This is a genomic window from Pseudomonas sp. IT-P171 (assembly GCF_949767765.1).
Classification (GTDB): domain Bacteria; phylum Pseudomonadota; class Gammaproteobacteria; order Pseudomonadales; family Pseudomonadaceae; genus Aquipseudomonas; species Aquipseudomonas fluorescens_B.
The window spans coordinates 219,270-240,400 of sequence record NZ_CATKQN010000057.1; the positions used below are offsets into that span (position 1 = coordinate 219,270).

Consider the following 21,131-nt stretch of genomic DNA (forward strand, 5'->3'; position numbering starts at 1 on the left):
CAACTTCGGTTGCCCTTTTTTTTGCGTGCGGGAAACGACCGTTGTGCGCTCCCACAGGGATTTTTGGTGTTTAGAGAATTGCAGGCATGAAAAAGGCGCGAACCTCACGGAACGCGCCTTTTTCGTAGCAGCGATCTATCAGCTGCCCAGTGCCTTCGACGCCAGCCAGAACAGGCCGGCCGACAGGGCCACGGTCGCTGGCAGGGTCAGGACCCAGGCCAGCAGGATGGTTCTGACGGTGCCGCCCTGCAGGCCGCTTTTGTTGGCGACCATGGTACCGGCCACACCTGAAGACAGGACGTGGGTGGTGGAAACCGGCAGGCTGAAGATGTTGGCCATGCCGATCAGGCTGGCGGTCGTGATCTGCGCCGACATGCCTTGGGAGTAAGTCATGCCTTGCTTGCCGATCTTCTCGCCGATGGTCAGTACCACGCGTTTCCAGCCCACCATGGTGCCCAGGCCCAGGGCCAGTGCGACCGCCAGAATCACCCAGAACGGGGCGTATTCGGTAGTGGTGGTCAGGTCTTTGCGCAGTTTGTCCAGGTCAGCCTTTTCACGGGCAGCGAGACCGGGCAGTTTGCCGACTTTCTTCGCCGTGTCATCCAGGCAGAGCAGGTAGCGGCGCACTTCGATACGGCTTTCCGCCGACAGCGAATGGTAGTCCGCGACGCCTTTAAGGGTGTCGAGCAGGGCGGTGATGGTCGGTTCGGTCTGTTGCGGGTTGCAACGGAATTTCTCCGGCAGATCACCATCCACGCTTTTGCCCAGGGCCAGGTATTCACCCAGCGTATCGGCATTGCGCTTGTAGAACTGGCTCAGGTGCAAAGTCGCATCGCGAGTGCGTTCGATCTGGTAGGTGGTGCTGCCCAGGTCGAGTACGAACTGTGCCGGAACGATACCGATCAGCACCAGCATGATCAGGCCGATACCTTTCTGACCATCGTTGGAGCCGTGCACGAAACTCACGGCCATGGCCGAAATCACCAGCACCAGGCGGTTCCAGAACGGCGGATGCTTCTTGTCGTCGATCTTGCGGCGCTGTTCCGGCGTCTTGTGCATCTTCGACAGTGGACGCCACCATTTAAGGCCGATCAGGATCAGCGCAGCGATCAGGAACCCGGCCATCGGCGAAAACACCAGCGAAGCCGCGATATCGATCGCCTTCTGCCAGTTGACGCCATCGGCCAATGGAATGTCGTTGAGCAGGGCGTTGGCCAGGCCAACCCCGAGGATCGAACCGATCAGCGTATGGGAGCTGGAGGCCGGGATACCGAAGTACCAGGTGCCCAGGTTCCAGGTGATGGCGGCGGCAAGCAACGAGAACACCATGGCCAGTCCGTGACCGGTGTTCACATTGATCAGCAGTTCTACCGGCAGCAGGTGGACGATGGCATACGCCACGCCAACACCGCCCAGCAGCACGCCGAGGAAGTTGAACACACCGGAAAAGAACACGGCCAGATGCGGCGGCATGGCTTTGGTGTAGATAACAGTGGCCACCGCGTTTGCAGTGTCATGAAAGCCGTTGATGAACTCGAAGGCGAGGACAAAGGCGAGGGCGAGCAAGAGGCTCACAAGCACCCAAGCATCCAGTCCGCTGAATAAATCGATCATGAAGGTTTTCTGACCCGGTCGTAAGGGGGCGCGATTATGCCAGAAAAGACTGTAAATCGATGCACTAGCTGCTCATCGGTAACATTCTTCAACGAATTAGTAAGAGACGACGCCCCAAGTTCCGGGTGTTTAGCGGGTTTTGCAAGTCGTTGAATTGCCTTGAAAAGCCCGCAGGCACAAGGGTTTCTCTCGAAACGGCAAGAGAAGCAAAGACTTGTATGAAATTTCTGAGAAGAGGGCCAGACATGAGCCAATTGCCTCATCAGATAGATGAGGTAACCGCTGCCCGCTCGTAGCGGGCGCGAATGGCAACATCAATGCATCCCGCTTTTAACGGGGGCAGACGCAGGCCCTTGAAGGGAGTCAGGCCGAGGCGATCATGGCTCTTCGGCTTTGAGTTCCTTTTCCATCTTCTGCAGTTCTTGCGTGAAAGCCTGGTCCTGAACGGTGGCGCGTTTACGCCAGGGTTTGCGTTCCGGTTCGGGCTGAGCGGCGTAGGTGGTGACTTCCCCGCCGTAAACTTCCTTGTAACGTTGTTCCTGGCGCTCAAGTTCCGCGCGCAGTTCGTCTTTCGTCACAGTGCTACCTGTATAGGTTGAGATTAATTCTGGTAAATCGCGCTGCATCAAATGCACTGACCACGCTCGTCGAAAGGACAATGCCCGCAAAGGCATCGTTTTACGGCACGGCGATCAATACTTCCATGTTGCAGGCGGCCACGGCACCAGAGAAAAACAGCTGACGTAGCATCAGTTTCCTGTTTCAGCGAGCGCGCTGTCAGAGCATTTGAAATGAGCGTCAGGCGCTTGCTGCGGGCAGCAACGATGGAACATCGTGCTGCCGGATGACGGAACCGGCGAATAGAGAAACCGGTTCGTCACTGAATTGCATTATAGCGGTCGATTTGAAGAACACTATCGCCAAAGAGTTAAAAATGGATGTTCATGTGTGATCGTTTTATTACTTGCAAGTTTTTACCTTCACTTGGCCGCGCTGTCTTTCTGGCGTCATTAAGTCGAACAAGTTAGGACATTACATGGGGGACTTTAACTCAGGGTTCAAGCCCGGGGTAAAACCATGTAATAGAGAAGGGCGCACACGTGTCCGACCAAGGCTCTATAACGGCAACCGATTGCGATTATCGGTCGAGGGTTCGATAATCGCCCAGTCTCGGCTGCCTTTGGCTTGTGTGTCGAATCGGAGCCGCCTGTAATAGCCGTCGCTGATCCGTGTGGGAAAAGGACCTGATATGAACGAGCAAATGCGCAATTCCTTCGCTTCAGTGGCGCCGCCTATCGTCGCGTCGCCCGCCAAGCGAATCCAGGCCCTGACCGGCGACCCGGATTTCATGACTTCACTGGCCCGAGGCCTGGCCGTGGTGCAAGCGTTCCAGGAGCGCAAACGGCACCTGACCATCGCCCAGATCAGTCACCGCACGGAAATTCCCCGCGCCGCCGTGCGACGTTGCCTGCACACCCTGATCAAACTCGGCTACGCCACCACCGACGGTCGCACCTATTCGCTGCTGCCCAAAGTACTGACCCTCGGTCATGCCTACCTGTCCTCGACCCCGCTGGCGGTCTCTGCCCAACCTTACCTCGACCGCATGAGCGAACAACTCCACGAGGCCTGCAACATGGCCACGCTGGAAGGCGATGACATTTTGTACATCGCTCGCTCGGCGACGACTCAGCGGCTGATTTCTGTCGACCTGTCGGTAGGCGGACGCCTGCCGGCCTATTGCACCTCAATGGGCAGGATTCTTCTCGCGGCACTGGATGACACGTCGCTGCGCGAGTACCTCGACCACGCAGACCTGCAAGCCAAGACCAGCCGCACCTTGCACACTCCCGAAGCGTTGCTCGAATGCCTGCAGGAAGTGCGGCAGCAAGGCTGGTGCATCGTCGATCAGGAACTGGAACAAGGCCTGCGCTCGATTGCCGTTCCGGTGTACGACGCTTCCGGGCAAGTCGTGGCGGCGCTCAACGTCAGCACGCACGCCGGTCGGGTCAGCCGCAACGAGCTGGAGCAACGGTTCCTGCCGGGTCTGCTGGCGGCCAGCCGTAACCTCAGCGCCCAGCTGTTTGCCTAAGCTGTTCGATAATCGCCCAGACTCGCGTTTAACGAATTGACGCACTTTCCCCAGGCTCACTAATGTCGCGGCAGCGCCAGCTCAGGCTGGCACCTGTCCGACTGCGTTCTTGCGTGGAATAAAAATAATGAACCAGCCTCAGTCTGCTGTAGGTAACTGCCTCGACGTGCAGTCCTTCATCAATGCTCAACCCATCTCGCGCTACCAATGGCGAGTGGTGATCCTGTGTTTCCTGATTGTTTTCCTCGATGGCCTCGACACCGCGGCCATGGGCTTCATCGCGCCGGCACTCTCCCAGGACTGGGGCATCGATCGCGCCAGCCTTGGCCCGGTGATGAGTGCGGCGTTGATCGGCATGGTCTTCGGCGCACTGGGCTCCGGGCCGTTGGCTGACCGCTTCGGACGAAAAGTCGTACTGGTGGGCGCGGTGCTGTTATTCGGCGCCTTCAGCCTGGCCTCGGCCTACAGCAGCAACGTCGATCAGTTGCTGGTGTTGCGCTTTCTGACCGGCCTGGGCCTTGGCGCCGGGATGCCGAACGCTACGACATTGCTGTCGGAATACACCCCGGAGCGCAAAAAATCCCTGCTGGTGACCAGCATGTTCTGCGGCTTCAACCTCGGCATGGCCGGTGGCGGATTCATTTCGGCCAAGCTGATTCCGGCGTTCGGCTGGCACAGCCTGCTGTTGATCGGCGGAATTCTGCCGCTGATCCTTGCCGTCGTCTTGTTGTTCTGGCTGCCGGAGTCGGCGCGTTACCTGGTCGTGCGCAATCGCGGCACCGACAAAGTGCGCCAGGCGCTGGCGCCAATCGATCCGACGGTCGTCGCTCAAGCATCCAGCTTCAGCGTGCCCGAACAGAAAACCGTGAAGGCCCGTAACGTGTTTGCGGTGATCTTCTCCGGCACCTACAGCACCGGCACCTTGTTGTTATGGCTGACCTACTTCATGGGCCTGGTGATCGTTTACCTGTTGACCAGTTGGCTGCCGACGCTGATGCGTGACAGTGGCGCGAGCATGGAACAGGCGGCATTCATCGGCGCGCTGTTCCAGTTCGGCGGCGTATTGAGCGCGGTGGGCGTGGGCTGGGCGATGGACCGGTTCAATCCGCACAAGGTCATCGGTACTTTCTACTTGCTGGCCGGGGTGTTTGCCTACGCGGTAGGGCAGAGCCTGGGCAACATCACGCTATTGGCAACCCTGGTGCTGGTGGCCGGGATGTGCGTCAACGGCGCGCAATCGGCGATGCCTTCTTTGGCGGCGCGTTTTTACCCGACTCAAGGTCGGGCGACCGGTGTGTCGTGGATGCTCGGGATTGGCCGGTTCGGCGCAATTCTGGGGGCGTGGATGGGCGCGACCTTGCTGGGGTTGGGCTGGAACTTTGAACAAGTGCTGACGGCATTGGTGATTCCGGCGGCCTTGGCGACGACGGCGGTGGTGATCAAGGGCATGGTCAGTCATGCGGATGCGACCTGATTCTGGATTGAAATTGATCTTTTGACAGGCGATGGAGAACGATAGCGAGACAACAATATGTTCGATAAACGAACACTTAGTCGATTATCGGATTGTTTGGCGTTTTGCACAGGCTTAACCTTCAGTCATTCCGGCGCGCGCATCGCGTCGTTTCCTACCACTGTCGGTTCACAACAAAACGGGAGCCTGCCCCATGGCTGAAATCCTTTCGCTGCACGACGCGGTGAAGCAATTCGTCAACGACGGCGATACCGTCGCGCTCGAAGGCTTCACTCACCTGATCCCTACGGCGGCGGGTCACGAAATCATTCGTCAGGGCAAGAAAGATCTGACGCTGGTACGGATGACGCCTGACCTGATCTACGACCAGTTGATTGGCGCCGGTTGTGCTCGCAAGCTGATTTTCTCCTGGGGCGGCAACCCGGGCGTCGGTTCGCTGCACCGTCTGCGTGACGCAGTCGAGAAGCAGTGGCCGCACGCGCTGGAAATCGAAGAACACAGCCACGCCGACCTGGCAAATGCCTACGTCGCTGGCGCCTCCGGCCTGCCGTTCGCGGTGTTGCGTGCCTACGCCGGCTCCGACCTGCCGAAGGTCAACCCGCTGATCAAGAGCGTCACTTGCCCGTTCACCGGTGAAGTATTGGCGGCGGTGCCTTCGGTGCGTCCGGACATCACCGTGATCCACGCGCAAAAAGCCGACCGTAAAGGCAACGTGTTGCTGTGGGGCATTCTCGGCGTGCAGAAAGAAGCCGCACTGGCCGCCAAGCGTTGCATCGTCACCGTCGAAGAAATCGTCGACGACCTCAACGCACCGATGAACTCGTGTGTACTGCCGACGTGGGCCTTGAGCGCGGTTTGCCACGTTCCTGGCGGCGCGCATCCGTCCTACGCTCACGGTTACAACGAGCGCGATAACCGTTTCTATCAGGCCTGGGACCCGATTGCCCGCGACCGTGACACCTTCACCGCGTGGATCAACGAATACATCCATGGCTGCGCTGACTTCAGCGAGTTCCAGGCCAAGCTGGCCGCTGCATCGGAGGCGAAGTAATGACTTACACCACCAATGAAATGATGACCGTCGCCGCTGCTCGCCGATTGAAGAACGGTTCGGTGTGCTTCGTCGGTATCGGGCTGCCGTCGAAAGCGGCCAACCTGGCGCGGCTGACGTCCTCGCCGGATGTAGTCCTTATCTACGAATCGGGTCCGATTGGTGCCAAGCCGAGCGTACTGCCGCTGTCGATCGGTGACGGTGAACTGGCGGAAACCGCTGACACCGTCGTGCCGACCGGTGAGATTTTTCGCTACTGGCTGCAGGGCGGGCGCATCGACGTCGGTTTCCTCGGCGCCGCGCAAGTCGACCGTTTCGGCAACATCAACACCACGGTGGTGGGTGACTACCACGCACCAAAAGTCCGTCTGCCGGGTGCCGGTGGTGCGCCGGAGATTGCCGGTTCGGCCAAAAGCGTCTTGATCATTCTTAAACAGTCGGCGCGTTCCTTCGTCGACAAGCTCGACTTCATCACCTCGGTCGGCCATGGCGAGGGCGGTGATTCGCGCAAGCGTCTCGGTCTGCCAGGCGCCGGTCCGGTTGGCATCATCACCGACCTGTGCATCATGGAACCGGAAGCGGGTACCCATGAATTCGTGGTCACTGCGTTGCACCCTGGCGTGACCCGTGAGCAAGTGACCGCCGCGACAGGTTGGGCCATTCGTTTCGCCGAGACGGTTGAAAACACCGCCGAGCCCACCGAGGTCGAACTGAAAGCGCTGAGGGATCTGGAAGCCCGCACCGCTGCCGCCCACGGCCAAGCACCTGGAGAAGCGTGATGCGTGACGTTTATATCTGCGACGCGATTCGCACCCCCATCGGCCGTTTCGGCGGTGGCCTGTCGACGGTTCGCGCCGACGATCTGGCCGCCGTGCCGATCAAGGCGTTGATGGAACGCAACCCTTCGGTGGACTGGAATGCAGTGGACGAGGTGTTCCTCGGCTGCGCCAACCAGGCCGGCGAAGACAACCGCAACGTGGCGCGCATGGCGCTGCTGCTGGCGGGCCTGCCGGAAACGATTCCGGGCGTGACCCTCAATCGCCTCTGTGCGTCGGGCATGGATGCCATCGGCACCGCGTTCCGCGCCATCGCCAGCGGCGAAATGGAACTGGCGATTGCCGGCGGCGTCGAGTCGATGTCCCGCGCGCCGTTCGTGATGGGCAAGGCCGATGCGGCGTTCTCGCGCAACATGAAGCTGGAAGACACCACCATCGGCTGGCGCTTCATCAACCCGTTGATGAAAGCCCAATACGGTGTCGATGCGATGCCGCAGACCGCCGACAACGTGGCGGACGATTACGAAGTGTCCCGCGAGGATCAGGACGCTTTCGCACTGCGCAGTCAGCAGCGGACAGCCGCCGCGCAAGCGGCAGGATTTTTCGCTGAAGAAATCGTCGAAGTGCGCGTTGCCCACAAGAAGGGTGAAACCGTCGTCAGCCAGGACGAGCATCCTCGCGCCGACACGACGCTGGAAACCCTGGCCAGACTGAAACCGGTCAATGGTCCCGAAAAAACCGTCACCGCCGGCAACGCGTCGGGTGTGAACGACGGTGCCGCAGCGCTGATCCTGGCCTCGGCCGAGGCGGTGAAAAAACACGGTCTGACCGCTCGCGCCAAAGTGCTGGGCATGGCGAGTGCCGGCGTTGCACCGCGGGTCATGGGCATCGGCCCGGTCCCGGCGGTGCGCAAACTGACTGAGCGCCTGGGCCTTGCCGTCGGCGATTTCGACGTGATCGAACTCAACGAAGCCTTCGCCAGCCAAGGCTTGGCGGTGTTGCGAGAACTGGGGCTGGCGGACGACGCGGCTCAGGTCAACCCGAACGGTGGTGCCATTGCCTTGGGCCATCCGTTGGGCATGAGCGGTGCGCGTCTGGTGCTGACGGCGCTGCATCAGCTGGAAAAAACCGGTGGCAAGAAAGGTCTGGCGACCATGTGTGTCGGCGTCGGCCAAGGGCTGGCCTTGGCGATCGAACGCGTCTGACGCGCAGCTGTGATAATAAGAACTGAGGAAAGCGAAATGACTGACAAGCCTGGTTACCGTCGCCCGCAGGAAGGCACCCAGCCGGACTACCTGCACCCGACTTATCAATCGACCAACCTGCGCTCGCCGTCCAAGCCGTTGGTGTTTCTGCCCCATTCGTTGTCGGAAATTACCGGCCCGACGGTCGGTGCCGAGCGCGTCAGCGAGAAGGACAACGACCTGACCGCGCAGCACACGGGCGAGCCATTGGGCGAACGCATCATCATTCACGGCCGCGTGCTGGATGAAAACGGTCTGCCGGTGCCGGGGATTCTGGTGGAGATCTGGCAGGCCAACGCCGCTGGGCGCTACAACCATGCCCGCGACCTGCATGATGCACCGCTGGACCCGAACTTCACCGGCACCGGCCGCACGGTGACCGACGCCGATGGCTGGTATCAATTCCAGACCATCAAGCCCGGCGCTTACCCGTGGGGCAACCACCACAATGCCTGGCGCCCGGCGCACATCCATTTCTCGCTGTTCGGGCCGAGCATTCTGACGCGGCTGGTCACGCAGATGTATTTCCCCGGCGACCCGCTTCTTGCGTATGACCCGATCTACAACTGCGTGCCGGACACCCGCGCCAAAGAGCGCCTGATCGCCAGTTTCGACCTGGAAAAAACCATCCCTTCCTACGCCCTCGGTTATCGCTGGGACATCGTCTTGCGCGGCCGCGATGCCACGCCGATGGAGAAATAAGATGACGCTGACTGCGACCACGTCCCACACCGTCGGGCCGTATTACCACATCGGCCTGACCTGGCTGAACCGCGAAAACCTGACCGTCGAGCAAACCCTGGGCGAGCGCGTGGCGATCACCGGGCAAGTCGTCGATGGCAACGGTGACATCGTCAACGACGCCATGCTGGAAGTCTGGCAGGCCAACGCCGCCGGCAAGTACGACCACCCCGAAGACGATCAGGACAAACCCCTGGACCCGAACTTCGAAGGCTTTGGCCGGATTCCGGTGGATGCCGAAGGGCGCTTCCGCTTCACTACGATCAAGCCGGGCACGGTGCAAGGGCTGAAAGGCACGACCCAGGCGCCGCATCTGGTGGTGCTGGTGTTCGCTCGCGGGTTGGTGAAGCACTTGCTGACGCGGATTTATTTTGAGGGCGAGCCGGCGAACGTATCGGACCCGCTGCTGGAGTGCGTGCCGGCTGAGCGTCGCGGTACCTTGCTGGCGAAGCAGGATGCGAGCGGTGTGTATCAGTGGAATGTGATTTTACAGGGCACCGACGCCGAGACGGTGTTCTTCGATTATTGAGTGAAAGCACTACACCTGTGGCGAGGGAGCTTGCTCCCGCTCGGCTGCGAAGCCGTCGTAAAACCGGCTGGCGAGTGACAGAGCACGTTTGAAGGTTTTGGGCTTGCTCCGCAAGCCAGCGGGAGCAAGCTCCCTCGCCACCGGATGTGTAGCAGGCTTCTGATGAGTGATCTGTGGAACGGGACTGTTGCAAAGTGTGTCTAGACTGTCACTGTCCCCAAAGAGTGAAGAACAATGACAACCCCAACCGCGATTCCAGCGCATTACACCGGCGAAGAGCGCAGCAAGCGGATCTTCGCGATTGTCGGCGCCTCGTCCGGCAACCTCGTCGAATGGTTCGATTTCTACGTCTACGCCTTTTGCGCGATCTACTTTGCGCCCGCGTTTTTTCCGTCCGATAACCCGACCGTGCAACTGGTCAATACGGCAGGCGTGTTCGCCGCCGGGTTCCTGATGCGACCGATCGGCGGCTGGATTTTCGGCCGTGTCGCGGACAAGCACGGGCGCAAGAATTCGATGCTGATTTCGATTCTGATGATGTGCTTCGGCTCGTTGCTCATCGCGTGCCTGCCAACCTACAAGGACATCGGCGTCTGGGCGCCGATCATGCTGCTGTTCGCCCGTTTGCTTCAGGGCTTGTCGGTGGGCGGCGAGTACGGCACCACGGCGACCTACATGAGCGAAGTTGCGCTCAAGGGCCAGCGCGGTTTCTTTGCCTCGTTCCAGTACGTGACGTTGATTGGCGGGCAACTGCTGGCGGTGTCGCTGGTGGTGATCCTGCAACAGTTCCTCACCGAAGATGACCTGCGTGCCTACGGCTGGCGGATCCCGTTTGTGGTCGGTGCGGTGGCCGCGTTGATTTCGTTGTTCCTGCGTCGCTCGCTGAAAGAAACCACCAGCAAGGAAATGCGCGAGAACAAAGACGCCGGCAGCATCCGCGCGTTGTTCCGCGACCACAAAGCCGCATTCATTACCGTGCTGGGTTACACCGCCGGGGGCTCGCTGATTTTCTACACCTTCACCACGTACATGCAGAAATACCTGGTGAACACCGCCGGCATGCACGCCAAGACGGCGAGCTACATCATGACCGGCGCGCTGTTCCTTTATATGTGCATGCAGCCACTGTTCGGCATGCTCGCCGACAAGATCGGCCGACGTAATTCGATGCTGTGGTTCGGTGCCTTGGGTACGTTGTTCACCGTGCCGATTCTATTGAGCCTGAAAAGCGTCAGCAGTCCGTTCCTGGCTTTTGTGTTGATCACCGTGGCGCTGGCAATCGTCAGTTTCTATACCTCCATCAGCGGTCTGGTGAAAGCTGAAATGTTCCCGCCGGAAGTGCGCGCATTGGGCGTAGGCCTGGCGTACGCGGTGGCGAATGCGATCTTCGGCGGCTCGGCAGAATACGTGGCGCTGAGCCTCAAAGCCGTAGGCATGGAAAACTCTTTCTACTGGTACGTCACGGTGATGATGGCGGTGGCGTTCCTGTTCAGCCTGCGCTTGCCGAGACAGGCGAAATACCTGCATCACGACCTTTGATCCATCTGCGTGGGCCGCACCGGCCCACGCCTTCAGGGACTGTTTATGAACCAGCGACCGGGCAATCAATTGTTCGATGCCTATTTCACTGCCCGCGATATGCGTGAGGTGTTTTGCGATCAGGGCCGGGTTCAGGCCATGCTCGATTTCGAAGCGGCGCTGGCTCGGGCCGAGGCGAAGGTTGGCTTGATTCCGCAGACGGCTGTGGCGTCTATCGAAGCCGCCTGCCGCGCCGAACATTTTGATTTCGCGGCCCTCGGCGAGGCGATTGCCACGGCCGGCAATTCGGCGATTCCGCTGGTGAAAGCGTTGGGCAAGCAGATCGCAACCACCGACGCCGAAGCCGAGCGCTATGTGCATCTGGGCGCGACCAGTCAGGACGTAATGGACACTGGCCTGGTGTTGCAACTGCGCCGGGCGCTGGAACTGATTGAAGGCGATCTGGCACAACTGGGCGAAACGTTGGCGACCCAAGCGTTACGCTTCGTCGCCACGCCGCTGGCCGGGCGCACCTGGTTGCAACATGCGACACCGGTCACCCTGGGCATGAAAATCGCCGGTTGGCTGGGCGCGGTCACCCGCAGCCGGCAACGCCTGCAAGCGCTCAAACCGCGTTTGCTGGTGCTGCAATTCGGCGGCGCCTCCGGAACCCTCGCGGCCCTCGGCTCACAGGCGATGCCGATTGCCGAAGCGCTGGCCGGGGAACTGCAACTGACCTTGCCCGACCAGCCCTGGCACACCCAGCGCGATCGTCTGGTGGAGTTCGCTTCGGTACTGGGATTGATCGCCGGCAGCCTCGGCAAACTCGGCCGCGACATCAGCCTGTTGATGCAGACCGAAGCGGGCGAAGTGTTCGAACCGTCGGCGCCGGGCAAGGGCGGCTCTTCGACCATGCCGCATAAACGCAACCCGGTGGGAGCTGCGGTGCTGATCGGTGCCGCTACGCGCGTGCCCGGTTTGCTCTCGACCCTGTTCAGCGCGATGCCGCAAGAACATGAGCGCAGTCTGGGCCTGTGGCATGCCGAGTGGGAAACCCTGCCGGAGATTTGCTGCCTGGTGTCCGGCAGCCTCAAACAAGCGTTGCTGGTGGCGGACGGACTGGAAGTGGACGTCGAACGCATGGCCCGCAACCTCGACCTGACCCAGGGCCTGGTGTTGGCCGAAGCGGTGAGCATCGTCCTTGCGCAACGGGTCGGCCGCGACACCGCACACCATCTGTTGGAACACTGCTGCAAACGCGCCGTGGCCGAGCAACGGCAATTGCGTGCGGTCCTCGGCGACGAGCCGCAAGTGACCGCCGAACTCTCACCTGCTGAACTCGATGATCTGCTGGATCCCGCCCACTACCTCGGTCAATCCCGTACATGGGTCGAGCGAGCGGTGGCTGAACATTCTGCGTTGACTGCCTGAAGGAGATTGCTGTGGCTTTCGTACAACTCGCCGAGGGCGAACTGAATTACCAACTCGACGGACCTGAAAACGCGCCGGTGCTGGTGCTGTCCAACTCGCTGGGCACCGACCTGCACATGTGGGACGCGCAGATGGCGGCATTCACCGAGCATTTCCGGGTGCTGCGTTTCGACACGCGCGGGCACGGCAAATCGCTGGTCACACCGGGGCCGTACACCATCGAGCAACTGGGCCGTGACGTGCTCGCGTTGCTGGATGCGTTGCACATCGAAAAAGCGCATTTCTGCGGCCTGTCGATGGGAGGGCTGATCGGCCAGTGGCTGGGCATCCATGCCGGTGATCGATTGAACAAGCTGGTGGTGTGCAACACCGCGGCGAAAATCGGCGATCCGTCGATCTGGAACCCACGTATCGAAACCGTGCTGCGTGATGGCGCGGCGGCCATGGTCGCGCTGCGCGATGCGTCGATTGCGCGTTGGTTCACCGCGGATTTCGCCCAAGCCAATCCTGCGGCTGCGAAGAAAATTACCGACATGCTCGCGGCCACTTCGCCAGAAGGTTATGCGGCCAATTGTGCGGCGGTACGCGATGCCGATTTCCGTGATCAGCTGTCCTCGATCAAGGTACCGTTGCTGGTGATCGCCGGCACTGAAGACGCCGTAACGCCGCCATCCGGTGGACACTTTATCCAGGAACACGTGCAGGGCGCCGAGTACGCCGAGTTCTACGCCGCGCACCTGTCCAACGTTCAGGCCGGTGCTGAGTTCAGCAAGCGGGTGCTGGCGTTTCTGTCAGCTGATTGAGGGGATTTGTTGTGGACGAGAAACAACGTTACGACGAGGGCCTGAACGTCCGCCGTGCCGTGCTCGGCGACGCCCATGTCGACCGCAGCCTGAACGCGCTGACCGAGTTCAACTCGGAGTTTCAGGAAATGATCACCCGCCACGCCTGGGGCGACATCTGGACGCGTCCGGGCCTGCCACGGCACACCCGCAGCCTGATCACCCTGGCCATGCTGATCGGCATGAACCGCAATGAGGAACTCAAGTTGCACTTGCGCGCCGCCGCCAACAACGGCGTGACCCGCGGCGAGATCAAGGAAGTGATCATGCAGAGCGCGATCTACTGTGGCATCCCGGCGGCGAATGCGACGTTCCACCTGGCGGAGTCGGTTTGGGATGAGTTGGGGGTTGAATCGCGGGAGTGACTCCTCGCGATGTGGGGTGTTTGATCTGACGCCATCGCGGGCTTGCCCGCGATGGCGATGGTGAGGTTTACAAAAGGCTGATGGGATAGCTGACGATCAACCGGTTCTCATCGAACTCGTTGTTGCTGTAGTCGCGGCGTATGGTCGAGTTGCGCCATTTGACGTTCAGGTCCTTCAGCACGCCGCTCTGCACGGTGTAGCCCAGTTCACTTTCGCGTCCCCATTCCTTGCCGTCGGTGACGGTGCCGGTGTGGACGTTGTCGCCGCTGATGTAGCGGTTCATCAGGGTCAGGCCGGGAATGCCGAGCGCGACGAAGTTGTAGTCATGACGCACCTGCCAGGATTTTTCCTGGGCGTTGTCATAGCTTGCGTTGTAGCTGTCGTTGGCCAGGGTGCCGCCGCTGGTGCCGTTGACCCGCATCCAGGCGCTGTCGCCGGTGAGTTTTTGCAGGCCGACGTAGAAGGTGTTGCCGCCGTACCTGGCGGAGAACATCCCTGACCAGGTCTTGTTGTCCAGATCACCGGCGCGGGCACTGCCGTCATCCTTGCCGTAGAAGAAACCGAGGTTGGCGCCCAGGGTCCAGTCGCCGATGGGTTGGGTGTGAATCAGGTTGAGGTATTGCTGACTGTAGATGTCCTTGAGCTCGGCGTTCCACAGGCCGATTTGCGTGCGCTTTTCGTTGAACAGGTATTCGCCGCCCTGGAAGTTGAAGCGGTCCGAGGTGAACGCCGCTTTGCCGGTCATCGACATATCGCTCATGCTGCTGTCGTCACGCGGGCTGTTTTGGCGGAACTGGCCGCCGTAGAGCGTCAGGCCATTGATCTCCTTCGACGTGATCTGGCCGCCGCGAAAGGTTTGCGGCAATGAGCGACCATCGTCCGAACGCAGGATCGGCAGCACCGGCATCCATTCGCCGACCTTCACTTCGGTCTGCGACAGCTTGGCCTTGAACGCTACGTTGGTGCGACCGAAGCTGTCTGCCGGGCGACCGTCGTGATCCAGCGGCAGCAGTTGCGTACCGCCGGTGCCTTTACCGCCGTCGAGCTTCACCGAGTACAGCCCCAGCACATCCATGCCGAACCCGACGGTGCCCTGGGTGAACCCGGACTTCGCGTCGAGGATGAAACTTTGCGTCCACTCTTCAGCCTTGCCCTGGGCCTTGGTCGGGTTGGTGAAGTTGCGGTTGATGTAGAAGTTGCGCAGGTTGAGGTTGACCTTGGCACCTTCGACAAAACCTGACTCTTCGGCCGTGGCGGGAAGGGCTGCGCCGGTCAGCGCGATGGCGATCAGGCCGGGAAAGACGTACTGCGCAGTGGAAGGGGTCATGTGCTCGGGTCTCTCTGATTCTTGGGGATGAAACGGGTTGATGCCGCAACCGACGGGTTGCAGACAAAAGCTTCGGATTCGAACGGAACGGGACGAGATCAGCCGGACAGGGCAGGGCGCGGGGGCATGGTGTAGAACCTGTTGTTATTGGTTTTGTGAGGCGAATGGTGCGGGGAATGAACTGGATGGTTCAATCGGGGAAAGCGGGTTTTGGGCGGTTATCGAACGCAAGATTGGGCTGGGGAATTGGTGTTGTTTGCGCCGGCTCATCGCGGCCAATGTGGTCGGCACACCCTTTCCCGCAGCCAACAAAAAGCCCACCAAAAGGTGGGCTTCTTATTTACGGCGTGATCAGAACAATTTCAGCTTCGGCGCTTCTTCTTTCAGTGGCTCGACTTTCGCAGTCTGCTCATTCCAGCCACCGCCCAGTGCCTTGTACAGATTCACGGCGCTGGTCAGTTGCGCCAGGCGATCGGTGATCAGCGCCTGTTGGGCACTGAACAGCTGACGCTGAGCATCGAGGAAGGTCAGGTTGCTGTCGACGCCAATGCGATAACGACGCTCGGCCAGACGGTAGTAGTCCTGGTTGGCGGTGACGAAATCACGCTGGGCCTGCAACTGCTCGGTGTAGGTCTGGCGGGCGGCCAGGCCGTCGGCGACTTCCTGGAAGGCCGTTTGAATGGACTTCTCGTAGTTCGCCACGCCGATGTCTTTCTGGATTTTCGAGTAATCCAGGCTGGCGCGCAGGCTGCCGGCGTTGAAGATCGGCAGATTGATCTGCGGCTGGAACAACCACGTACCCGAACCACCCTTGAACAGGCCGGAGAGGTCAGGGCTCAGGGTACCGGCGTTGGCGGTCAGGCTGATGCTCGGGAAGAACGCCGCCCGTGCCGCGCCGATGTTGGCGTTGGCCGCTTTCAGGTTGTATTCGGCCTGAAGGATGTCCGGACGACGTTGCAGCAAGTCCGACGGCAGGCCGGGCGGTACGTCGCTCAGCAGGTCGTCAGACAGCGGCTTGGCTTCTCGCAGATTGGCCGGGATGCCAGTGCCGAGCAGCAGCACCAGGCTGTTTTCATCCTGGGCAACCTGACGCGTGTAACGGGCCAGTTGTGCACGGGCGTTTTCCACCGAGGTACGCGACTGAGCCAGATCCAGGGCCGAAGCTACACCCACTTCGTTGCTGCGGGAGGTGAGCTTGTAGCTCTCCTCGAACGCGCCGAGGGTGTCTTGAGTGAGCTTGCGCAGCTCTTTGTCAGCCTGCCAGGTCAGGTAGGCATTTGCCACGCTGGCGACCAGGCTGATTTGCGTGCTGCGACGGCCTTCTTCAGTGGCGAAGTACTTCTGCAGCGCTTCTTCGCTCAGGCTGCGAACCCGACCGAACAGGTCGAGTTCATAAGCGCTGATGCCGACGGTGGCGGAGTAGGAACTGGTGATGCCTGCCTGACCGGTCTGCGATGCATCCGCCGGAACCCGCTGACGGCTGCCGGTGCCATTGGCCGACACGGCCGGGAACAGGTCCGCACGCTGGATGCGGTACTGCGCCGCGAACGCATCGATGTTCAGCGCCGCGACACGCAGGTCACGGTTGTTTTCCAGGGCGACCTGGATCAGCTGTTGCAACGCCGGGTCATGGAAAAACTGCTTCCAGCCCTGTTCGGCGGCGGCCTGTGCAGGCGCCTGGGTCGGCGAATACGCCGGACCTTGTGGGTACTGCGCTGCCACCGGTGCTTCAGGCTGCTGATAATCGGGTATCAGCGAGCAGCCGCTCAGCACGAAGGCCGCGACTGCGATGGAGAGTAGCGACTTGCTCATTAGCCAGCCTCTTTAGAAGGTTCAATAGCGTCGTCCTGATCGGCGGTTTTACGCTGACCAATCGACGACACGGTGACAAAGAAAAGTGGGACCCAGAAGATCGCCAGAACCGTGGCCGTGATCATACCGCCAATAACGCCGGTTCCGATCGCATGTTGGCTGCCTGAACCGGCACCAGTGGAAATCGCCAGTGGCACCACGCCGAGGACGAAAGCGAGCGAGGTCATGATGATCGGTCGCAAACGCATGCGGCAGGCTTCGATCGCCGCGTCGCGCAGGCTGCGCCCTTGCTCATGCAGTTCCTTGGCGAATTCGACGATCAGGATGGCGTTTTTCGCCGCCAGACCGATCGTCGTCAACAGGCCCACCTGGAAGTAAACGTCGTTCGACAGGCCGCGCAGACTGGTGGCCAACAGTGCACCGATGATCCCCAACGGCACCACCAACATCACCGCGATCGGGATCGACCAGCTTTCGTACAGCGCTGCCAGACACAGGAACACCATCAGCAGCGACAGGGCGTAAAGCGCCGGTGCCTGTGAGCCGGACAGCCGTTCTTCGTACGACAGACCTGTCCAGGAAATACCGACACCGGCCGGCAGTTTTTTGGCCAGGGCTTCGACTTCCGCCATGGCTTCACCGGTGGAGTAGCCCGGCGCCGGGGCACCGAGGATTTCCATCGCTTCTACGCCGTTGTAACGCGAAAGCTTCGGCGCCCCGTAGATCCACTGCCCCTTGGCGAAGGCGGAGAAGGGCACCATGGTGCCTGCGCTGTTACGCACATACCATTTCTTGATGTCTTCCGGGCTCATCCGCGAATCGGGTTGGCCTTGCACGTAGACTTTCTTCACCCGACCACGGTCGATGAAGTCGTTGACGTAGCTACTGCCCAAGGCAATCGACAAGGTGCTGTTGATGTCAGAGAGGGTAATGCCCAGCGCGCTGGCCTTCTCGTCGTCGATTTCCAGCTGATATTGCGGCTCGTCGTTCAGTCCGTTCGGACGCACCTGGTAAAGCACCTTGCTCTGTGCCGCCATGCCGAGGAACTGGTTGCGAGCTTCCATCAACTTCTCGTGACCGATACCGGCTCGGTCTTGCAGGAACACATCGAAACCGGTGGCGTTACCCAACTCCAATACCGCAGGTGGCGCGAAGGCGAACACCATGGCATCGCGGAAGGTGAAGAAGTGCTGCTGGGCACGGGCGGCGAGTTTGAACACGCTGTTTTCCGCATCCCGCTGATCCCACGGCTTGAGCATGATGAACGCCAGGCCCGAGCTTTGGCCGCGACCGGCGAAGTTGAAGCCGTTGACGGTAAACACCGACGCCACGGCGCTCGATTCCTTGTCCAGCAGGTAAGAGCGCATTTCATCGATCACCACCTGCGTGCGCTGGGCGCTGGAACCGGCCGGGGTCTGCACTTGGGCAAACAGAACGCCCTGGTCTTCTTCCGGAAGGAACGCCGTTGGAATACGGGTGAACAGCCAGATCATGCCGACGACAATGATCAGGTAGGCCAGCAGGTATGGCGCCTTGTGCGCCAGCATGTTGCCCACGCCCCGCTCGTAGCTTTTGACGCCACGGTCGAAGCTGCGGTTGAACCAGCCGAAGAAGCCGCGTTTCGGTGTGCCGTGCTCGCCTTTCGGAATGGCCTTGAGCATGGTCGCGCAAAGCGCCGGTGTGAAGATCAGGGCAACCAGCACCGACAGGGCCATGGCGGACACGATGGTGATCGAGAACTGCTTGTAGATCACACCCGTGGAGCCACTGAAGAACGCCATCGGCAGCAATACTGCCGACAGCACCAGGGCGATACCGACCAATGCACCCTGGATCTGCCCCATGGATTTCTTGGTGGCCTCCTTGGGTGACAGGCCTTCTTCGCTCATGACCCGTTCGACGTTTTCCACCACGACGATGGCGTCATCCACCAGCAGGCCGATGGCCAACACCATGCCGAACATGGTCAGGGTGTTGATGCTGAAACCGAACGCTGCGAGGATGCCGAACGTACCCAGCAATACCACCGGCACCGTCATCGTGGTGATGACCGTGGCGCGGAAGTTTTGCAGGAACAGGAACATCACCAGGAACACCAGCACGATCGCTTCGACCAGGGTTTCAACCACACCCTTGATCGATTCGGTCACCACCGGCGTGGTGTCGTACGGGAACACCACTTCCATCCCTTGCGGGAAGAACGGCTTGAGCGTGTTAATGGTGTTGCGTAGCGCTTTGGCCGTGTCGAGGGCGTTGGCACCGTTGGCCAGTTTCACCGCCAGGCCGGAAGCCGGTGCACCGTTGAACTGAGCGTTGATGCTGTAGTTTTCACCGCCCAGACCCACATCGGCAACATCGGACAGACGCACTTGCGAACCGTCCTTGTTGACCTTGAGCAGGATCTTGTTGAACTGCTCGGCGGTCTGCAGACGGGTCTTGCCGATGATGGTGGCGTTCAACTGCTGGCCGGGCGCGGCAGGCAGGCCGCCCAGTTGACCGGAGGACACCTGGATGTTCTGCGCCGCGATAGCCGCTTTCACATCCACTGGCGTCAGGCTGAAGTTGTTCAGCTTGGCCGGGTCGAGCCAGACACGCATCGCGTACTGGGAACCGAAGACCTGGAAGTCACCGACACCGGCGGTCCGCGAGATCGGGTCCTGCATGTTCGACACGATGTAGTTGGACAGGTCGTCCTTGGTCATGCTGCCGTCGCGCGACACCACGCCGATCACCAGCAGGAAGTTCTTCACTGACTTGGTCACGCGAATACCCTGTTGCTGCACTTCTTGCGGCAGCAGCGGGGTGGCCAGGTTCAGCTTGTTCTGGACCTGGACCTGCGCGGTATCGGAGTTGGTGCCTTGCTCGAAGGTCGCGGTGATGGTCATGCTGCCGTCGGAGTTACTTTCCGAGGAGACATAGCGCAGGTTGTCGATACCGTTGAGCTGCTGCTCGATGACCTGCACCACGGTGTCCTGCACGGTTTGTGCGGACGCGCCTGGGTAAGTCACCTGAATTGCAATGGCCGGAGGCGCAATGCTCGGGTATTGGTTGATCGGCAGTTTGAGGATCGATAGAGCCCCGACCAGCATGATCACCAGGGCTATGACCCAGGCAAAAATCGGACGGTCGATAAAAAATCTGGACATGGTTTACTCCCCTTTGCCGCTGGAAGCCTTGCTAGCTGCCTGTGCGGGGGCCGGGTTCTTTGCGCCAACGTTAGTCGCCTCGGTGGCCTTGACTTCAATGCCAGGTTTGACGAATTGCAGTCCTTCGGTGATCAGGCGGTCGCCGGCCTTCAGGCCGTCTTCGATCAGCCATTGGCTGCCGACAGTGCGGCTGGCCTTGAGCTGACGCAGTTCGACCTTGTTGTCGGGACCGACGACCAGCGCGGTCGGGGTGCCTTTGAGGTCGCGGGTCACGCCTTGTTGCGGTGCCAGAATGGCGGCGGCGTTGACGCCGGCCTGAAGCTGGGCGTGAACGAACATGCCAGGCAGCAGGGTGTGATCAGGGTTGGGGAACACCGCACGCAAGGTCACGGAGCCAGTGGTCTGGTCAACCGAGACTTCGGAGAACTCGAGCTTGCCGTCCAGCTTGTACTGGCTGCCGTCTTCGAGGGTCAGCTTGACCGCGGCCGAGTTGTCGCCGGCCTTTTGCAGGCGACCGCTTTCCAGTTCGCGGCGCAGTTCAAGCAGCTCCACGGAAGACTGGGTGACGTCGACGTAGATCGGATCGAGTTGCTGGATCACCGCCATGGCGTCCGCTTGACCGCTGGTGACCAGAGCGCCTTCGGTCACGTTGGAGCGGCCGATGCGACCGGACAGTGGCGCGTACACTTTGGTGTAGCGCACATTGATCTGGGCGCTTTGCAGCGCGGCTTCCGATTGCAACCGGTTGGCCAGGGCCGTGTCGTATTCCTGACGGCTCACCGCCTGTTCGTCGACCAGCTGCTTGTAGCGATCGGAGATCGATTTGGTCTGCTGCAGATTGGCTTCGGCGCTTTTCAACGTGGCTTCATAGACGGCTGGATCGATCTGATACAGCTGCTGACCGGCCTTGACGTCGCCGCCTTCCTTGAACAGGCGCTTGAGAATGATGCCATTGACCTGAGGGCGAACTTCGGCGATGCGATAGGCGCTGGTGCGGCCCGGCAGCTCGGACGTCAGGGTAAAGGCTTGGGGTTGCAAGGTTACAACGCCGACCTGAGGGGGTGGCGCGGCCGGTGCCGCTTCTTCCTTTTTGCATCCGCTGAGCAGCGATGCCAAGGCGACGGCAGTGACCAGAGCGGTAACAGCTGGCTTGAATTGCATGAAAATCC

General features: G+C 60.6%; 17 protein-coding genes. 11 read left to right on the plus strand and 6 right to left on the minus strand.

Features of this window, described 5'->3' with window-relative positions:
- Positions 1-138: 138 nt before the first annotated feature.
- Positions 139-1,614, minus strand: coding sequence for an inorganic phosphate transporter (locus ACM6I5_RS25310; RefSeq protein ID WP_414884911.1), 1,476 nt, complete (start codon positions 1,612-1,614; stop codon positions 139-141).
- A 377-nt stretch (positions 1,615-1,991) separates the two neighbouring features.
- The gene (locus ACM6I5_RS25315; RefSeq protein ID WP_007935837.1) at positions 1,992-2,192 is read right to left on the minus strand and encodes a hypothetical protein; all 201 of its coding nucleotides are present in this window, start codon (positions 2,190-2,192) and stop codon (positions 1,992-1,994) included.
- A gap of 671 nt (positions 2,193-2,863) precedes the next feature.
- Between ACM6I5_RS25315 and pcaR the strand changes: the two genes are divergently transcribed.
- The 11 genes from pcaR to pcaC all read left to right on the plus strand — a co-directional run bounded on the left by pcaR (position 2,864) and on the right by pcaC (position 13,677).
- Positions 2,864-3,706 carry a pca regulon transcriptional regulator PcaR gene (gene pcaR / locus ACM6I5_RS25320; RefSeq protein ID WP_008025635.1) on the plus strand — a complete coding sequence of 281 codons (843 nt, stop codon included), beginning with the start codon at positions 2,864-2,866 and terminating at the stop codon, positions 3,704-3,706.
- Between the two features lie 127 nt (positions 3,707-3,833).
- Positions 3,834-5,180, plus strand: coding sequence for an MFS transporter (locus ACM6I5_RS25325; RefSeq protein ID WP_017336836.1), 1,347 nt, complete (start codon positions 3,834-3,836; stop codon positions 5,178-5,180).
- A gap of 193 nt (positions 5,181-5,373) precedes the next feature.
- Entirely contained in the window at positions 5,374-6,231 is an 858-nt protein-coding gene (locus tag ACM6I5_RS25330) for a CoA transferase subunit A (RefSeq protein WP_414879558.1), read from the plus strand.
- On the plus strand, positions 6,231-7,010 hold the full coding sequence (locus ACM6I5_RS25335) for a CoA-transferase subunit beta (protein ID WP_017336838.1): 780 nt from the start codon (positions 6,231-6,233) through the stop codon (positions 7,008-7,010). Before ACM6I5_RS25330 ends, ACM6I5_RS25335 begins: the two co-directional genes overlap by 1 nt.
- On the plus strand, positions 7,007-8,212 hold the full coding sequence (pcaF, locus tag ACM6I5_RS25340; RefSeq protein WP_193393005.1) for a 3-oxoadipyl-CoA thiolase: 1,206 nt from the start codon (positions 7,007-7,009) through the stop codon (positions 8,210-8,212). Before ACM6I5_RS25335 ends, pcaF begins: the two co-directional genes overlap by 4 nt.
- 36 nt (positions 8,213-8,248) lie before the next feature.
- Complete coding sequence (pcaH, locus tag ACM6I5_RS25345; RefSeq protein WP_414879559.1) at positions 8,249-8,953, plus strand: protocatechuate 3,4-dioxygenase subunit beta; 705 nt, start codon at positions 8,249-8,251, stop codon at positions 8,951-8,953.
- Position 8,954: 1 nt separating this feature from the next.
- Positions 8,955-9,521, plus strand: a complete 567-nt coding sequence (gene pcaG / locus ACM6I5_RS25350) for a protocatechuate 3,4-dioxygenase subunit alpha (protein ID WP_017336841.1) — start codon at positions 8,955-8,957, stop codon at positions 9,519-9,521.
- Between the two features lie 234 nt (positions 9,522-9,755).
- Entirely contained in the window at positions 9,756-11,060 is a 1,305-nt protein-coding gene (locus ACM6I5_RS25355) for an MFS family transporter (protein ID WP_017336842.1), read from the plus strand.
- 45 nt (positions 11,061-11,105) lie between these two features.
- Positions 11,106-12,470: a 3-carboxy-cis,cis-muconate cycloisomerase gene (locus ACM6I5_RS25360; RefSeq protein ID WP_017336843.1), complete on the plus strand. Its 1,365-nt coding sequence runs from the start codon at positions 11,106-11,108 to the stop codon at positions 12,468-12,470.
- Between the two features lie 11 nt (positions 12,471-12,481).
- Positions 12,482-13,273 (plus strand): 3-oxoadipate enol-lactonase, encoded by a 792-nt coding sequence (gene pcaD, locus ACM6I5_RS25365; RefSeq protein WP_414879561.1) that lies wholly within the window; start codon positions 12,482-12,484, stop codon positions 13,271-13,273.
- A gap of 11 nt (positions 13,274-13,284) precedes the next feature.
- A complete protein-coding gene (gene pcaC, locus ACM6I5_RS25370; RefSeq protein ID WP_017336845.1) occupies positions 13,285-13,677 on the plus strand; it encodes a 4-carboxymuconolactone decarboxylase in 393 nt (130 codons plus the stop codon).
- A 67-nt stretch (positions 13,678-13,744) separates the two neighbouring features.
- Here the strand turns inward: pcaC and ACM6I5_RS25375 are convergent, their stop codons facing one another.
- From ACM6I5_RS25375 to emhA, 4 genes are all read right to left on the minus strand, one after another.
- The gene (locus ACM6I5_RS25375) at positions 13,745-15,004 is read right to left on the minus strand and encodes an OprD family porin (protein ID WP_017336846.1); all 1,260 of its coding nucleotides are present in this window, start codon (positions 15,002-15,004) and stop codon (positions 13,745-13,747) included.
- 351 nt (positions 15,005-15,355) lie between these two features.
- Positions 15,356-16,816 (minus strand): efflux RND transporter outer membrane subunit EmhC, encoded by a 1,461-nt coding sequence (gene emhC, locus ACM6I5_RS25380; protein WP_017336847.1) that lies wholly within the window; start codon positions 16,814-16,816, stop codon positions 15,356-15,358.
- Positions 16,816-19,962 carry an efflux RND transporter permease subunit EmhB gene (emhB, locus tag ACM6I5_RS25385; protein ID WP_414879562.1) on the minus strand — a complete coding sequence of 1,049 codons (3,147 nt, stop codon included), beginning with the start codon at positions 19,960-19,962 and terminating at the stop codon, positions 16,816-16,818. The genes emhC and emhB overlap by 1 nt, the downstream gene beginning before the upstream one ends.
- Positions 19,963-19,965: 3 nt before the next feature.
- Entirely contained in the window at positions 19,966-21,123 is a 1,158-nt protein-coding gene (gene emhA, locus ACM6I5_RS25390; RefSeq protein ID WP_017336849.1) for an efflux RND transporter periplasmic adaptor subunit EmhA, read from the minus strand.
- Positions 21,124-21,131: the final 8 nt, after the last annotated feature.

Excerpts from the sequence above, each read along its gene's own strand:
- ACM6I5_RS25310 (WP_414884911.1), bottom strand. The coding sequence starts at position 1,614 with ATGATCGATTTATTCAGCGGACTGGATGCTTGGGTGCTTGTGAGCCTC.
- pcaR (WP_008025635.1), top strand. The coding sequence starts at position 2,864 with ATGAACGAGCAAATGCGCAATTCCTTCGCTTCAGTGGCGCCGCCTATC.
- ACM6I5_RS25325 (WP_017336836.1), top strand. The coding sequence starts at position 3,834 with ATGAACCAGCCTCAGTCTGCTGTAGGTAACTGCCTCGACGTGCAGTCC.
- ACM6I5_RS25330 (WP_414879558.1), top strand. The coding sequence starts at position 5,374 with ATGGCTGAAATCCTTTCGCTGCACGACGCGGTGAAGCAATTCGTCAAC.
- ACM6I5_RS25335 (WP_017336838.1), top strand. The coding sequence starts at position 6,231 with ATGACTTACACCACCAATGAAATGATGACCGTCGCCGCTGCTCGCCGA.
- pcaH (WP_414879559.1), top strand. The coding sequence starts at position 8,249 with ATGACTGACAAGCCTGGTTACCGTCGCCCGCAGGAAGGCACCCAGCCG.
- pcaG (WP_017336841.1), top strand. The coding sequence starts at position 8,955 with ATGACGCTGACTGCGACCACGTCCCACACCGTCGGGCCGTATTACCAC.
- ACM6I5_RS25355 (WP_017336842.1), top strand. The coding sequence starts at position 9,756 with ATGACAACCCCAACCGCGATTCCAGCGCATTACACCGGCGAAGAGCGC.
- ACM6I5_RS25360 (WP_017336843.1), top strand. The coding sequence starts at position 11,106 with ATGAACCAGCGACCGGGCAATCAATTGTTCGATGCCTATTTCACTGCC.
- ACM6I5_RS25375 (WP_017336846.1), bottom strand. The coding sequence starts at position 15,004 with ATGACCCCTTCCACTGCGCAGTACGTCTTTCCCGGCCTGATCGCCATC.
- emhC (WP_017336847.1), bottom strand. The coding sequence starts at position 16,816 with ATGAGCAAGTCGCTACTCTCCATCGCAGTCGCGGCCTTCGTGCTGAGC.
- emhB (WP_414879562.1), bottom strand. The coding sequence starts at position 19,962 with ATGTCCAGATTTTTTATCGACCGTCCGATTTTTGCCTGGGTCATAGCC.
- emhA (WP_017336849.1), bottom strand. The coding sequence starts at position 21,123 with ATGCAATTCAAGCCAGCTGTTACCGCTCTGGTCACTGCCGTCGCCTTG.